The sequence below is a fragment of the Ewingella sp. AOP9-I1-14 genome, assembly GCF_052375995.1.
Classification (GTDB): domain Bacteria; phylum Pseudomonadota; class Gammaproteobacteria; order Enterobacterales; family Enterobacteriaceae; genus Ewingella; species Ewingella allii.
In genome coordinates, this window is the sequence record NZ_JBQSVA010000003.1 from 142,768 (window position 1) to 157,084 (window position 14,317).

General features: G+C 57.5%; 10 protein-coding genes. 7 read left to right on the forward strand and 3 right to left on the reverse strand.

Annotated elements, in window-relative coordinates; all coding sequences use genetic code 11:
- Positions 1 to 5: 5 nt before the first annotated feature.
- Together ACT3RT_RS10605 and sgrT are read right to left on the reverse strand one after the other, a co-directional pair.
- Positions 6 to 1,169, reverse strand: a complete 1,164-nt coding sequence (locus tag ACT3RT_RS10605) for an MFS transporter (RefSeq protein ID WP_496202952.1) — start codon at positions 1,167 to 1,169, stop codon at positions 6 to 8.
- 157 nt (positions 1,170 to 1,326) lie between these two features.
- Positions 1,327 to 1,506: a glucose uptake inhibitor SgrT gene (gene sgrT / locus ACT3RT_RS10610; protein WP_353500982.1), complete on the reverse strand. Its 180-nt coding sequence runs from the start codon at positions 1,504 to 1,506 to the stop codon at positions 1,327 to 1,329.
- A 103-nt stretch (positions 1,507 to 1,609) separates the two neighbouring features.
- On the opposite strand from sgrT, the gene sgrR reads away from it, so the two are divergent.
- The 4 genes from sgrR to thiQ all read left to right on the forward strand — a co-directional run bounded on the left by sgrR (position 1,610) and on the right by thiQ (position 6,845).
- The gene (gene sgrR / locus ACT3RT_RS10615; RefSeq protein ID WP_496202953.1) at positions 1,610 to 3,271 is read left to right on the forward strand and encodes an HTH-type transcriptional regulator SgrR; all 1,662 of its coding nucleotides are present in this window, start codon (positions 1,610 to 1,612) and stop codon (positions 3,269 to 3,271) included.
- Positions 3,272 to 3,590: 319 nt separating this feature from the next.
- Positions 3,591 to 4,574 carry a thiamine ABC transporter substrate binding subunit gene (gene thiB, locus ACT3RT_RS10620; protein ID WP_496202954.1) on the forward strand — a complete coding sequence of 328 codons (984 nt, stop codon included), beginning with the start codon at positions 3,591 to 3,593 and terminating at the stop codon, positions 4,572 to 4,574.
- On the forward strand, positions 4,550 to 6,160 hold the full coding sequence (gene thiP, locus ACT3RT_RS10625) for a thiamine/thiamine pyrophosphate ABC transporter permease ThiP (protein ID WP_496202955.1): 1,611 nt from the start codon (positions 4,550 to 4,552) through the stop codon (positions 6,158 to 6,160). Before thiB ends, thiP begins: the two co-directional genes overlap by 25 nt.
- Positions 6,144 to 6,845, forward strand: a complete 702-nt coding sequence (thiQ, locus tag ACT3RT_RS10630; RefSeq protein WP_485903085.1) for a thiamine ABC transporter ATP-binding protein ThiQ — start codon at positions 6,144 to 6,146, stop codon at positions 6,843 to 6,845. Before thiP ends, thiQ begins: the two co-directional genes overlap by 17 nt.
- Before the next feature lie 7 nt (positions 6,846 to 6,852).
- On the opposite strand, the gene ACT3RT_RS10635 is transcribed toward thiQ, so the two are convergent.
- Positions 6,853 to 7,620, reverse strand: a complete 768-nt coding sequence (locus ACT3RT_RS10635; RefSeq protein WP_185688587.1) for a DedA family protein — start codon at positions 7,618 to 7,620, stop codon at positions 6,853 to 6,855.
- 314 nt (positions 7,621 to 7,934) lie between these two features.
- Between ACT3RT_RS10635 and ACT3RT_RS10640 the strand changes: the two genes are divergently transcribed.
- From ACT3RT_RS10640 to rluA, 3 genes are all read left to right on the forward strand, one after another.
- Complete coding sequence (locus ACT3RT_RS10640) at positions 7,935 to 10,331, forward strand: DNA polymerase II (protein WP_496203050.1); 2,397 nt, start codon at positions 7,935 to 7,937, stop codon at positions 10,329 to 10,331.
- Positions 10,332 to 10,526: 195 nt separating this feature from the next.
- The gene (rapA, locus tag ACT3RT_RS10645) at positions 10,527 to 13,424 is read left to right on the forward strand and encodes an RNA polymerase-associated protein RapA (protein WP_496200514.1); all 2,898 of its coding nucleotides are present in this window, start codon (positions 10,527 to 10,529) and stop codon (positions 13,422 to 13,424) included.
- A 66-nt stretch (positions 13,425 to 13,490) separates the two neighbouring features.
- Complete coding sequence (gene rluA / locus ACT3RT_RS10650; RefSeq protein ID WP_496202956.1) at positions 13,491 to 14,192, forward strand: bifunctional tRNA pseudouridine(32) synthase/23S rRNA pseudouridine(746) synthase RluA; 702 nt, start codon at positions 13,491 to 13,493, stop codon at positions 14,190 to 14,192.
- Positions 14,193 to 14,317 lie beyond the last annotated feature (125 nt).

A 14,317-nucleotide genomic window follows, 5' to 3' on the forward strand; every position in this document is an offset into this window, starting at 1 on the left:
TCAGCTCACACGTCTTTGACTCTCCACATCAGGCCAAACGCCAGTAGGGATAACAGGGTGATCGCCCAATAGACCGGATAATGGCCGAAGTTCTCCACGATAGTGCCTTGCAGCAGCCCGGCGAAAATCACGCCGGTCGAAATACTATTGGTAAACAGCGTGGTCGCCGACCCAGCCCGACCGGGCATTAAGTCTTGAAAATAGAGCATGCCGATGCCCGCAATAATGCCGATGAATATCGCATTGAACAGTTGCAGCAGGATCAGCGCGGTTTTCGCCTCGAACAGCACCAACCCGGCATAGAACAGCACGCCGTTGACGGCGGCCACCAGCATCAGGCGGCGCTTGCCCCAGCGTTTCACCAAAGTGCCCGCAATCAGCATCGCCGGGATCTCAATCCCCGCCGCCGTGCCCATCAGCAGCCCGGCTAAGCCTTCTGGCAGACCCAGATCGCGCGCGATATACAGCGGCATATCAATCACATACATCAGATTGCAGGTCCACATCAATAACGACGCGAAAAACAGCAGCCTGACATCCCGATTGCGCCACGCGCTCACCGCCACCTCGGCATTATCCACCGGCTGCTCCACGCGTGGCACCGACGGCAGAAACAGCCAAATCATCAGGATACTGGCGATATACACCGCCGCCGCGCTGAGATACATCAGCGTGAAGCCGTAATTGAGCGCAAGCATAAAGGAGAGCGGTGGGCCGAGCACCCAGGCCAGCGACAGCATGGCGCGCATTGTTGAGCTGAACATTACCACTTCGCTGGCGGAGCGATCCGCGTGCTCGCGGGCCAGCGCAAACAGCTGCGGCATCGAAGTATTGGCAATCGCCGCCAGCAGCACGCCGACGGTGATCAGCACTAAATAGTCGCGGCTAAAGGCAAAAACCAGCGCGTTGCCCACCGCCATCACGCAGCAAAGTAGCAGTAGCTTTCGGCGGTCGCCCTTCTTATCCGAGCGATTGGCCAGCAGGAAGCTGACGGCAATGCCCGCGATGGCATTCACCGTATAAAACAGCCCAACCCACATCGGCCTGACCTTCACTTCGTTGGTCAAAAACAGGCTTAGAGTAGGTGCCTGTAATGCCCCGGCAATGCCGCACAGCAGGGAAACGGTCAGAAAAGTGGCATAGATTGAATTGATACGACGCGTAAGCATGAGCCATCCCAGAGTGGTCGAAGGCAGGTAAACAACCCTCAGTGTAGCCGCGTTTTAAAATAAAAAAACCAGTGAGTTACCCCACTGGCTGGTGACAATACACCATTACTCAGAAATCGTTTTAGCCAGCCTGAAGCCGCTTAAGTTCAGGCCAGACTTAGGTATGTTTGCGGTACTGCTCGTCGCTCATCTCGTCGATATCCCACTGCATTAGCTGAGTCAGCGTGGCAACGCGATACTCTTGCGGCACCCAGTTCAACCACTCGGCTGGCGCGCTTTTTGGGGCGACCGCGCGGAAATAGCGCTGGAAAAAATCTCGATTTAAAAGACCTTGCATGCTGACCTCCGGGGTATGTGCATCACGCCTTTGTTGCTAAACAGTATCGGAGTAATATGAGGAAAGATAAATTGATGAAAACAGCACTTGGAGTTCCTCTTTTATGTCATCACCGCGTTTGCAACAGCAGTTCATTCGCCTCTGGCAAAGCTGCCACGGGGAAGAGACGCACACCACTTTGCAGGCGCTTTCCGTGGTGATGAACTGCTCGCGCCGCCATATGCGATCCTTGCTCACTACCATGCAGGAGCAGGGTTGGATCAACTGGCAGGCCGAGGCCGGTCGCGGAAAACGATCTACACTGAGCTTTCTCTATACCGGACTGGCACTCCAGCAACAGCGGGCCGAAGAGCTATTAGAAGAGGATAAAATCGATCAGCTGGTGCAGCTGGTCGGCGACAAAAAGGCCGTGCGCCAGATGCTGATTTCTCAGCTGGGCCGCAGCTTTCGTCAGGGGAAACATATCCTGCGCGTGCTCTACTATCGCCCGCTGCTCAATCTGCTGCCCGGCACCATGCTGCGGCGTTCAGAAACCCATATCGCCCGGCAAATCTTCAGCGGCCTGACGCGCATAAATGAGGAAAATGGGGAACTGGAAGGCGATTTAGCTCACCACTGGCAGCAGATCTCCCCGCTGCACTGGCGTTTTTATCTGCGCCCGGCCATTCACTTCCACCACGGCCGCGAGCTGAACATGGCGGATATCATCAGCAGCTTTGCCCGGCTGAGCACCCATCCGCTGTTCGCGCACTTCTCATCCGTGACGTCGCCGACGCTCAACGTCATCGACATTCATCTCACCTCGACCGACAAGTGGCTGCCGTGGCTGCTGGGCAACGTTCACGCCATGATTTTGCCGCAAGAGTGGGCGTCAATGCCGGACTTTGCCCGTCACCCTGTCGGCACCGGCCCCTACGCCGTGGTGCTCAACCAAAATACCCAGCTACGCATTCGCGCCTTTGACGAGTATTTCGGTTTTCGCGCGCTGATTGATGAAGTCAATATTTGGGTTCTGCCGGAACTCACCGAGGACTTGGTGCATTCCGGCGTCCAGCTGCAGGCCGACGAATCTGGCGACAGCGAGCCGGAAAGCCGCCTTGAGGAAGGCTGCTATTTTCTGCTTTATGACCAGCGTTCGCCTATCGGCAGTGACGAAGCCAGCCGCCTGTGGCTCAGCGAGTTACTCAGCCCGATTGCCCTGCTCAACGCCACCGAGACCATTTACCAGCGCTACTGGGCACCCGCCTTTGGCCTGCTGCCGCGCTGGCACCACCTGCAGACCCACCTTCCGCATCCCAAGCCCGCCCACCTGCGGGAGATAACCCTGACTTACTACAGCGAGCACTCGGAGCATCAGGCAATCAGCAAGGCCATTACGCCTCTGCTGGCGGCGCACGGGGTGAAGCTCAACATTCAGGTGGTGGATTACGCCAGTTGGCACAGAGGGGAAGCGAAAAGCGATGTCTGGCTGGGCAGCGCCAACTTCACCCTGCCCCTTGAGTTTTCGCTGTTTGCTACCCTGCTTGAGCTGCCGTTAATCAACTACTGCATGGATTGCGACCTGAAATCCGACGGCGCAAAGTGGCGCGCCGGACAGTTGAACATGGCGGAGTGGGCGCAAAAGTTGGTGGAGAATAACCATCTGCATCCGTTGTTCCATCACTGGCTGGTGCTACAGGGACAGCGCAGCATGCGCGGGGTGCGCATGAACACCCTCGGCTGGTTCGACTTTAAATCCGCCTGGTTCGCGCCGCCCGACAGCTAAAGCTTCTTCCACAAGCCGCGCGAAGTCTCTAGAATGGCAATCGTTCTCAACGGGGTGCCTGAAGTTCATTGTTTTATGAACTCTATTTAAACGCCGCGAGCGAGTGTTCAGCGGATGAAGTCCAGCGCACAGCCAGCGCAGCGTACTCAAGTACGTGAGCATGGCGAGCACTGCACGACGCCCGATCAACACCCGCGCAGCAAGTTTAAAGGCTGAGATAAACCCGTCGAACCTGATCCGGTTAGCCCCGGCGGAGGGATTTGAGACTGCGCCTGCTTACTCAAAATCCTTTGCCCCTTTTCTTTTATGGAGTGCAAAGTTGAAGAAATTACTGCCTTTCCTGCTGCTGTTGAGCGCCCCGGCCTTCGCCGCCAAGCCTGTCCTCACCGTTTACACCTATGACTCATTCGCTGCTGACTGGGGCCCCGGCCCGGCGATTAAAAAAGCCTTTGAAGCTGACTGCGGCTGCGAACTGAAATATGTCGCGCTGGAAGACGGCGTCTCGCTGCTCAATCGCTTACGGATGGAAGGCAAAAATAGTCAAGCCGACGTGGTGGTCGGGCTGGATAACAACCTGCTGCAAGCCGCCGAGCAAACGGGCCTGTTCGCCAAAGCCCCGGCTACCGAGGCCAAACTGGATATTCCGGGTGGCTGGAACAACTCAACCTTCGTGCCTTACGATTACGGCTACTTCGCCTTCGTCTATGACAAGAACAAACTGAAGAACCCGCCGAAAAGTCTCGATGAGCTGATCAACAGCCCGCAGAACTGGAAAGTGATTTACGAAGACCCGCGCACCAGCACGCCGGGCCTCGGCCTGCTGCTGTGGATGCAGAAAGTCTATGGCGACAAAGCGCCGCAAGAGTGGCAGAAGCTGGCGAAGAAAACCGTCACCGTCACCAAGGGCTGGAGCGAAGCTTACGGGCTGTTCCTGAAAGGGGAAAGTGATCTGGTGCTGAGCTACACCACCTCTCCGGCTTATCACATCATTGAAGAGAAGAAAGACAACTACGCCGCCGCAAACTTCAGCGAAGGCCACTATATGCAAGTTGAAGTAGCAGGGCAGTTGGCCGCCAGCAAACAGCCGGAACTGGCAACGAAATTCATCAAATTCGTCACCAGCGCGGGCTTCCAGAACGCCATCCCGACCGGCAACTGGATGTACCCGGTGGTCAAATCCGAGCTGCCTGCCGCCTTTGGTCAGCTGGCCGTGCCGAGCAAATCCCTGCAATACAGCGCGCAAGACGTCGCTGATCACCGCAGTCAATGGATTCAGGCATGGCAAACCGCCGTCAGCCGCTAATCCCCCACTGGCTATGGCCGGGCATGGTCGCCGCCCTGAGTATTTTAGCGGTGGCCGTGCTGGCTCTGGGTTCCCTGTGGCGTCATGCGCCACAGTTAGCTGGCCCCTCGCTGTGGCAAGACGCCTATCTGTGGCATGTCATTCGCTTCACCTTCTGGCAGGCGCTGCTGTCGGCGCTGTTCTCCGTGCTGCCCGCGATTCTGCTGGCGCGCGCCCTGTTCCGCCGCCGCTTTCTCGGCCGCCAAATCCTGCTGCGCCTGTGCGCCATGACCTTAGTGCTGCCGGTGTTGGTTGCGGTGTTCGGCATTCTCAGCGTCTATGGCCGCCAGGGCTGGCTGGCCCAGCTCTGCCAATGGTTGGGCGTGGATTACGCCTTCTCGCCCTATGGGCTGAAAGGCATTTTGCTGGCTCACATCTTCTTTAACCTGCCGCTGGCCGCCCGCCTGCTGCTTCAGGCGCTGGAAAACATCGCTACCGAGCAGCGCCAGCTTGCCGCCCAGCTCGGCATGAACGCATGGCAGCAGTTCCGTTTTGTCGAATGGCCCGCGCTGCGCCGCCAGATCCTGCCCGCCGCTGCGCTAATCTTTATGTTGTGCTTCGCCAGCTTTGCCACCGTGCTCTCCTTGGGCGGCGGCCCGCAGGCCACCACCATCGAGCTGGCGATTTATCAGGCCCTGAGTTACGACTATGACCTAACCCGCGCCGCCAGTCTGGCGCTGATCCAACTGGTGTGCTGCCTCGGGCTGGTGATGCTAAGCCAGCAACTCAGCCGCGCGCTGCCGGTCGGCCATACCCACGCGCAGAAGTGGTACGACCCCAATGACTCGCTGCTGCGCCGAAGCTGCGACGCCCTGCTGATCGCCCTCGCGCTGCTGCTTATTCTCCCTCCGCTGCTGGCGGTAGTGGTTGATGGTGCCAACCGCGCCGTGCTCAGCGTGCTTCAACAACCGGCGCTGTGGCAGGCTCTTTGGACCTCTCTGCGTATCGCGGCAGGCAGCGGAATATTGTGCGTGATCCTGACCATGATGCTGCTGTGGAGCAGCCGCGAGTTGAGACTTCGCCAGCGCAGCGGCTGGGCGCAGGCGCTGGATATCAGCGGCATGCTGATTCTGGCGATGCCCGGCATCGTGCTGGCGACCGGCTTCTTCTTACTGCTCAGCGACACCATCGGTCTGCCGCAATCGCCATGGTCGCTGGTTATCATGACCAACGCGCTAATGGCGGTGCCCTATGCCATGAAGGTGCTGGATAACCCGATGCGTGACGTCGCCGAACGCTACAGCCTGCTCTGTTTGTCTCTGGATATGCGCGGCTGGCGTCGACTGCGCTGGGTGGAATTCAGCGCGCTGAAACGCCCTTTAACCCAGGCGCTGGCCTTCTCTTGCGTGCTTTCCCTCGGGGATTTCGGCGTCATTGCGCTGTTTGGCAATGAGAATTTCCGCACGCTGCCTTTCTACCTTTATCAGCAGATTGGCTCTTATCGCAGTCAGGACGGCGCGGTGACCGCGCTGCTATTGCTGCTGCTATGCTTCTTGCTGTTCACCCTGATTGAACGTTTACCGGGCCGCCATGCTGACGCTAAATAAACTGACTTACCTGTATGAACACCTGCCGATGCGCTTTGATTTACAGATTGAGGCGGGAGAGCGCGTCGCCATTCTAGGGCCAAGTGGCGCGGGGAAAAGCACCCTGCTCAGCCTGACGGCGGGCTTTTTGGCGGCGACCAGCGGGAAGATTCTGCTTAATGATCAAGACCATAGCCAAACGCCACCGGCCAAGCGCCCGGTCTCCATGCTGTTTCAGGAGAACAACCTGTTCTCCCATCTGACCGTGCGCCAGAACATGGGGCTGGGGCTGCATCCGGGGTTGAAACTGAGCGCCGCGCAGCAGCAAGAATTGTTGGAAATCGCCCGGCAGGTGGGGCTTGAGGATTGTCTGGATCGCCTGCCTTCGCAGCTTTCCGGCGGGCAGCGCCAGCGCGTGGCTTTGGCGAGATGCCTGTTACGCAGCCAGCCTATTTTGCTGCTGGATGAGCCATTTTCTGCCCTCGACCCGGCCTTGCGCAGTGAGATGCTCAATTTGCTGGATAAGGTCTGCTCGGAGCGCAGTCTGACGCTGCTGATGGTGTCGCACAATCTGGATGATGCGGTTCGGGTGGCGCAACGCACGCTGCTGATTGTCGACGGCCGCATCTACTATGACGGCCCGACGCAGGCTCTGGTGGAAGGCAGTGCAGCAGAAGCCCAGATCTTGGGCATTCCGCTGCGCTGAGAGAGGGTTAACGGGTGATCACTTTCCACAGCAGATGCCCATAAACCGGCATTAAGGGCTGCTTGCTCAACATCACAAAGCAGACCGCTGTGCCGATCACGCCAAGCACGGAGAGCACGCGCACTCGCGCCAAAGGCAGCCAGCGCGCCATAGCGTCGCCGCTGTTTTTATCTGAACGGAACCACCGCCACAGTAACCACGCCGTCAGCCACAACAAGGCGGCAGAGCCCAGCAGCAGCCACTTGAACACCGTGCTGTTATGCCCGGCGGGGATATCAATCGCCACGCCCGCCAAAATGCCCGGCAGGAAGTAGACCGGCGGCCAGGTGATGCAGCCGACAATATTCGGCGGAGCAAATTTATACGGCGGCAGGCTGAGCATCCCGGCAACCATCGGCACCAGCGGGCGAGTCGGCCCAATAAAGCGGCCGATAATTACCGTCGCGAAGCTGTGACGGTCAAGCGCGCTGCCGGTTTTGTCGAGCAGCGCCTGATAGCGTTGCAGGAACTTCCAGTTATGCAGCGGCCCCTTGAAGCGACGGCCGATGAAATAGGAGGCCCAGTCGCCCACGAAACAGCCCAGCCCTGCGGCCAGCCAGGCTTCGTACAGGCCAACCTGTCCACTGCCAATCAAGGTGCCCAGAGTGGCCATCATGACGGTGCCGGGAAGGATCAACCCGACCAGCGCCAGCGATTCAAAAAACGCCACCACCGCAACGATAATCAGTGCAATTCCCACCGACTGCGCGACGAGATGCTGTAAATAGGCTTCCATAAAATCCCAGTGTTATGTGCGTCTTGCATGGTCAAAATAATGGCTGACCATCCCTGCATTATCAGGTAAATGGCTGAATACTTTATAAATGAAAAACATTCACAAAATGCATTTCAGTCCAGTAATTCATAAGTGTAGCTTTATAAAACATTACGCGGCTGAATTGTCAGTGCAGTGCGAAAGTGAGTCAACCGGCGAATTGTATGCATATTTGCCTAAATGCGCCTTAAACCCGCGCCGATGGACAAGAACTGTATAAATAACCATACTATATTGCTCTACCCTGCTTTTTTACTCGACCTAATGAGGCGCTTATCAACGCACCCACTTCGCACGCTTCGACGCTCACCTCGCCACGTCAGGGGTTTGTGTTAACCCGACACTGGCGTGACACCCCGCGCGGTACGGAGGTGGAGCTGTGGCTGGCGACCGACAGCGGCCCCCAGCGCGTGCGTTTGCCTTTGCAGGAGTCGGTGGCTTTTCTGCCGGTCGAGCAACAAGAGCAGGCCGAACGACTACTGGTCGGTGAGAAAGGCTACAGCCTGCGCGAGTTGCCTTTGCAGGACTTCCAGTCTCGCCCGGTACTCGGGCTGTATTGCACTCAGCACCGCCAGCTAATGCGGCTGGAAAAACTGCTTAAAGAAGGGGGAGTCACCCTGTTCGAAGCAGATATTCGCCCGCCCGAGCGCTATTTAATGGAGCGCTTCATCACCGCGCCGGTGTGGTTCAGCGGCCAGCAGAGTGGCGACAATCTGCTGGTTGAAACCCGCATAAAGCCCGCCGAAGCCTATCGTCCGCCGCTAAAGCTCTGCTCGCTGGACATTGAAACCAGCGGCAACGGCGAGCTTTACTGCATTGGCCTTGAAGGCTGCGGCCAACGCCACGTCTATATGCTCGGGCCGCCGAATGGTGACCCTAATACTCCGCGCGACTTCATTCTGGAGTATGTCGACAGCCGCCCGAAGCTGTTGGAGAAACTCCATGAGTGGCTGGCAGCTTATGATCCTGACGTCATTATCGGCTGGAATGTGGTGCAGTTTGACCTGCGTGTGCTGCAAAAACACGCCGAGCGCTACCATATTCCACTGCGTTTTGGCCGCGACGGCAGCGACCTAGAATGGCGCGAGCACGGCTTCAAACAGGGGCATTTCTTTGCTGCGGCCGCCGGGCGTTTGATCATTGACGGCATTGAAGCACTGAAATCGGCTTTCTGGAACTTCTCCTCTTTCAGTTTGGAAAACGTCTCGCAAACTTTGCTCGGTGAAGGCAAAGCCAGCGACAGCCCTTACCAGCGGCTGGCCGAGATTGAACAGCGTTTTCGCGAAAATAAGCCCGCGCTGGCCCACTACAACCTGAAAGACTGCGAGCTGGTGACGCGCATTTTTGCTAAAACCGAGCTGATGCCCTTCCTGCTCGAACGCGCCTCGGTGACCGGGCTGGCGGTCGATCGCCACGGCGGCTCGGTGGCCGCTTTCACCCACCTTTATTTACCGCGCATGCATCGCATCGGCTATGTCGCGCCGAACATGGGCGAACGCGAAGGGGAAATGAGCCCCGGCGGCTTCGTGATGGACTCCCGCCCCGGCCTGTATGATTCCGTGCTGGTGCTCGACTACAAAAGCCTTTATCCGTCGATTATCCGCACCTTCCTGATTGACCCCGTCGGGCTGGTCGCGGGCTTGCAGCAGCCCGACGAGCAACACGCCGTGCCGGGCTATCGCGGCGCGCATTTTTCCCGTGAGAAGCACTGCCTGCCGGAGATCGTCCGGCAAATCTGGCAAGGGCGCGAAACCGCCAAGCAGCAAAATAACAAGCCGCTGTCGCAGGCGCTGAAAATCATCATGAACGCCTTTTATGGCGTGCTGGGTTCCAGCGGCTGTCGCTTCTTCGACCCAAGGCTGGCGTCATCCATCACTCTGCGCGGCCACGACATCATGCGCCAAACCCGCGAACTGATTGAAGCCGAGGGCTTTCAGGTGATTTATGGCGACACTGATTCCACCTTTGTCTGGCTGAATAAAGCTCATTCTGAAGAGGAGGCCGGAGCCATTGGCCGCCGCCTTGTTGAGCAGGTGAATGCCTGGTGGAAGGCCCATCTTCAGCAGGAATATGGACTGGAAAGCGCGCTGGAGCTGGAGTTTGAAACCCACTTCAAACGCTTCTTGATGCCGACCATTCGCGGCTCCGACCAGGGCAGTAAAAAGCGCTATGCCGGATTAACCCAAGGGCCGGACGGCGAACATATCATCTATAAAGGTTTGGAAACGGTACGCACCGACTGGACGCCGCTGGCGCAAGATTTCCAGCAGGCGCTGTATCAGCGTATTTTCCATAATCAGCCCTATCAGGACTATGTGCGGGATTACGTGGCAAGCACGCTGGCGGGCGAGTTCGACAGCCGGCTGGTTTATCGCAAACGCCTGCGCCGCAAACTCAGCGACTACGAGCGCAATGTGCCGCCGCACGTCCGTGCTGCAAGGCTGGCCGACGAGTATAATGTGGCCCAAGGCCGCGCACAGCAGTATCAAAACGGCGGCTGGATAAGCTATGTCATGACCACCTCGGGGCCGGAGCCGCTGGAGAATCTGCATTCACCGATTGATTACGACCACTATATTGAGCGCCAGCTCGAGCCGGTGGCCGACGGCATTCTGCCCTTCCTGCATGATGACTTTGCTACACTTATCACTGGCCAGATGGGTTTGTTTTAAATCAGGCGCGCGGGTCTGTTTAGTAAAGATGTATCGTGACGTAAGGGCCGCCTTCTATTACCATAGCGCCCTTTCCCGAATCTGAACCACCCCCATAAAATTAACCATTCCGCGCCACTGGCGAGGAAAGCAAGCTATTACTAAAAATCAGGGCGCAGTAAAGCCGTTCATAACAGACAGACACAGAGAGAGATTATGCCGTTTACATTGGGTCAACGCTGGATAAGCGACACGGAAAGCGAATTAGGATTAGGGACCGTCGTCGCGATTGATACGCGCATGGTAACCCTGCTTTTCCCCGCCACTGGTGAAAACCGACTGTATGCTCGTAATGATTCCCCAATCACCCGCGTGATGTTTAACACCGGGGACACCATCAGTAGCCATGAAGGATGGCAGCTACTGGTTGAAGAAGTGGTTGAAGATAAAGGGCTGCTGACCTACATCGGTACGCGTACCGACACCGAAGAGACGGGCGTCGCGATGCGCGAAGTGCTGCTCGACAGCAAGCTGACCTTCAGCAAGCCTCAAGACCGACTGTTCGCCGGTCAAATCGACCGCATGGACCGTTTCGCCCTGCGTTTCCGCGCCCGTAAATACCAGCGTGAACAGTTCCGTCTGGAGTTCGGCGGCCTGCGCGGTATGCGTGCCAGCCTGATCCCCCACCAGTTGCACATTGCTTATGAAGTGGGCCAGCGCCACGCCCCGCGCGTGCTGTTAGCCGACGAAGTGGGTCTGGGTAAAACTATCGAAGCCGGGATGATTATCCACCAGCAATTACTTTCTGGTCGCGCTGAACGCGTGCTGATCGTGGTGCCGGAAACCCTGCAACACCAGTGGCTGGTCGAGATGCTGCGCCGCTTCAACCTGCGCTTCTCGCTGTTTGATGACGATCGCTACGCCGAGTCGGTCCATGAAGCCACTAACCCGTTTGAAACCGAGCAGTTGGTTATCTGTTCGCTGGACTTCGTGCGCCGCAATAAGTCTCGCCTGGAGCAGTTGTCCGAAGCAGAGTGGGACATGCTGGTAGTCGACGAAGCGCACCACTTGGTGTGGAGCGAAGACGCGCCGAGCCGCGAATATCAGGTTATCGAGCAGCTTTCTCAGCAGATCCCAAGCGTGCTGTTGCTTACCGCAACCCCCGAGCAACTGGGCCAGCAGAGCCACTTTGCCCGCCTGCGCCTGCTCGACCCGGATCGTTTCCACGATTACGAAGAATTCATTGAAGAGCAGCAGCAGTATCAGCCGGTGGCTGACGCCGTGACCCTGCTGCTCAACCAAGAGCAATTAACGCCGGAAGCACTGGCGCTGCTGGGCGAACGCGTGGGCAATGCCGACGTCGACACCCTGCTGGCCGCCGCCAACGCCGGTGATGAAGCCGCCGCCAAGAAGCTAGTCGCGATGCTGATGGACCGCCACGGCACCAGCCGCGTGCTGTTCCGTAACACCCGTAATGGCGTGAAAGGCTTCCCCGAGCGCCACCTGCACGCGGTGAAACTCCCTCTGCCAACGCAGTACCAGACGGCGATTAAGGTGTCCGGCATCATGGGCGCCAAGAAAACGGTAGAAGCGCGCGCTTACGACATGCTCTACCCGGAGCAGATTTATCAGGAGTTCGAAGGCGACAACGCCACCTGGTGGAACTTCGACCCGCGCGTGGAGTGGCTGTTGGGCTACCTGACGGCTAACCGTGACGAAAAAGTGCTGGTGATCTGCGCCAAAGCCGCCACCGCGCTGCAACTGGAGCAGGTGCTGCGCGAGCGAGAAGCCATTCGCGCCGCCGTGTTCCACGAAGGTTTGTCGATTATTGAGCGTGACCGCGCGGCGGCCTACTTCGCTTCTCAGGAAGATGGCGCGCAGGTGCTGCTCTGTTCTGAAATCGGCTCCGAAGGGCGTAACTTCCAGTTCGCCAGCAAAATGGTGATGTTCGATCTGCCCTTTAACCCGGACCTGCTGGAGCAGCGTATTGGCCGTCTGGACCGTATCGGTCAGCAGAATAACATCGACATCATGGTGCCTTACCTCGAGCAGACCGCGCAGTCGGTGCTGGTGCGTTGGTTCCATGAAGGTCTGGACGCTTTCGAGCACACCTGCCCGACCGGCCGCACCATTTACGACAGCGCCTATGAGCAGCTGATTGCTTTCCTGGCGACGCCAAACGAGCAAGAAGGGTTGAACGAGTTTATTGCTGAATGCCGCAGTAAGCACGACGCGCTGAAGCTGGCGCTGGAAAACGGTCGCGACCGCCTGCTGGAGATGCACTCCAACGGCGGCGAACCGGCGCAGCAGCTGGCAAAAGAGATCGGCGAGCAGGATAACGACGTCAATCTGGTGAACTTCGCGCTGAACCTGTTCGACATCGTGGGGATCAATCAGGAAGACCGCAGCGATAACCTGATCGTGCTGACGCCGTCGGATCACATGCTGGTGCCGGACTTCCCTGGCCTGCCGGAAGATGGCTGCACCGTGACCTTCGACCGTGAGCAGGCGCTGTCCCGCGAAGACACGCAGTTCATCAGTTGGGAACATCCGATCATTCGCAATGGTCTGGATCTTATCCTGTCAGGCGATACCGGCAGCTGCGCGGTGTCTATCCTGAAGAATAAGGCGCTGCCGGTCGGCACGCTGCTGGCCGAGCTGGTGTATGTGGTGGAGTGTCAGGCACCGAAGCACCTGCAATTAACCCGCTTCTTGCCACCGACGCCGGTTCGCATGTTGATGGACCGTAAAGGCACCAATCTGGCGGCTCAGGTTGAATTCGAAAGCTTCAACCGCCAGTTAAATGCCATTAACCGTCACAACTCCAGCAAGCTGGTCAACGCGGTACAGGCTGATGTCCACGCCATGCTGCAACAGGCTGAGCCGCAGATTGCCGAAGAAGCCCGCACGCTGATTGAAGCCGCCAAGGTCGAAGCCGACGTGCAGCTGAACCAAGAGCTGGCGCGCCTGAAGTCGCTGAAAGAGGTTAACCCAAACATTCGTGATGACGAGCTGGAAGCGATAGAATCGAACCGCCAACAGGTTCTGGCTAACCTGAACGATGCCAGCTGGCGTCTGGATGCAATCCGCTTGGTGGTGGTTAGCCACCAGTAATGCCAGCCAAGAGGCAGGTGCCCCCTGCCTCTTCCCTTTTCATGACAGTAGATAATTGAAACCGCGATGAGTGAAAATCAATCCACATCCTACATCCCTTCCAATACCAAGCCGCTGGAGGATTACCACCCGCCGAAGGATCCTTGGTTACAGGTGATTTTTCAGGATAAGCACATCATGGTGGTCAATAAGCCAAGCGGCCTGCTGTCCGTTCCCGGCAAGCTGGCTGAGCATCACGACAGCCTGATGACCCGCATTCAGCAAGAGTTTCCCGAAGCCGAGTCGGTGCATCGCCTGGATATGTCCACCAGCGGCGTGATTGTGGTGGCGTTAACCAAGGAAGCCGAGCGCGAGCTGAAACGCCAGTTCCGCGAGCGCGAGACCAAAAAAGTCTATATCGCCCGCGTCTGGGGCCGGGTGGAAGAGGATTACGGCATTATCGATTTGCCGCTGATTTGTGATTACCCGAATCGCCCGAAACAGAAGGTGTGTCACGAAACCGGAAAAAAAGCCCTCACCCAGTATGAAGTGATGTCTTGGGACGATGACGGCACCACGCGCGTTAAGCTGCGCCCGATCACCGGCCGCTCGCACCAGTTGCGCGTTCACCTGCTGGCTATTGGTCATCCGATCCTTGGCGATAAGTTCTATGCGCCGCCCGAGGCAATTGCCGTGGTCAATCGCCTGCAGCTGCACGCGCAGGAGTTGTCGTTTTACCATCCGATCACCGATACGCCGCTGGTCTTCAACTGCGAGCCGGATTTCTAATAAGATGAAGAACACATTACTCAGAAACAGAATAAGTAATGTGTGATTCTGTATTTTATATTTAACTAATTAATCATTCTACTCCCATAATAAACAACCCCGTGTTTGGGGATGTAAATCAATAT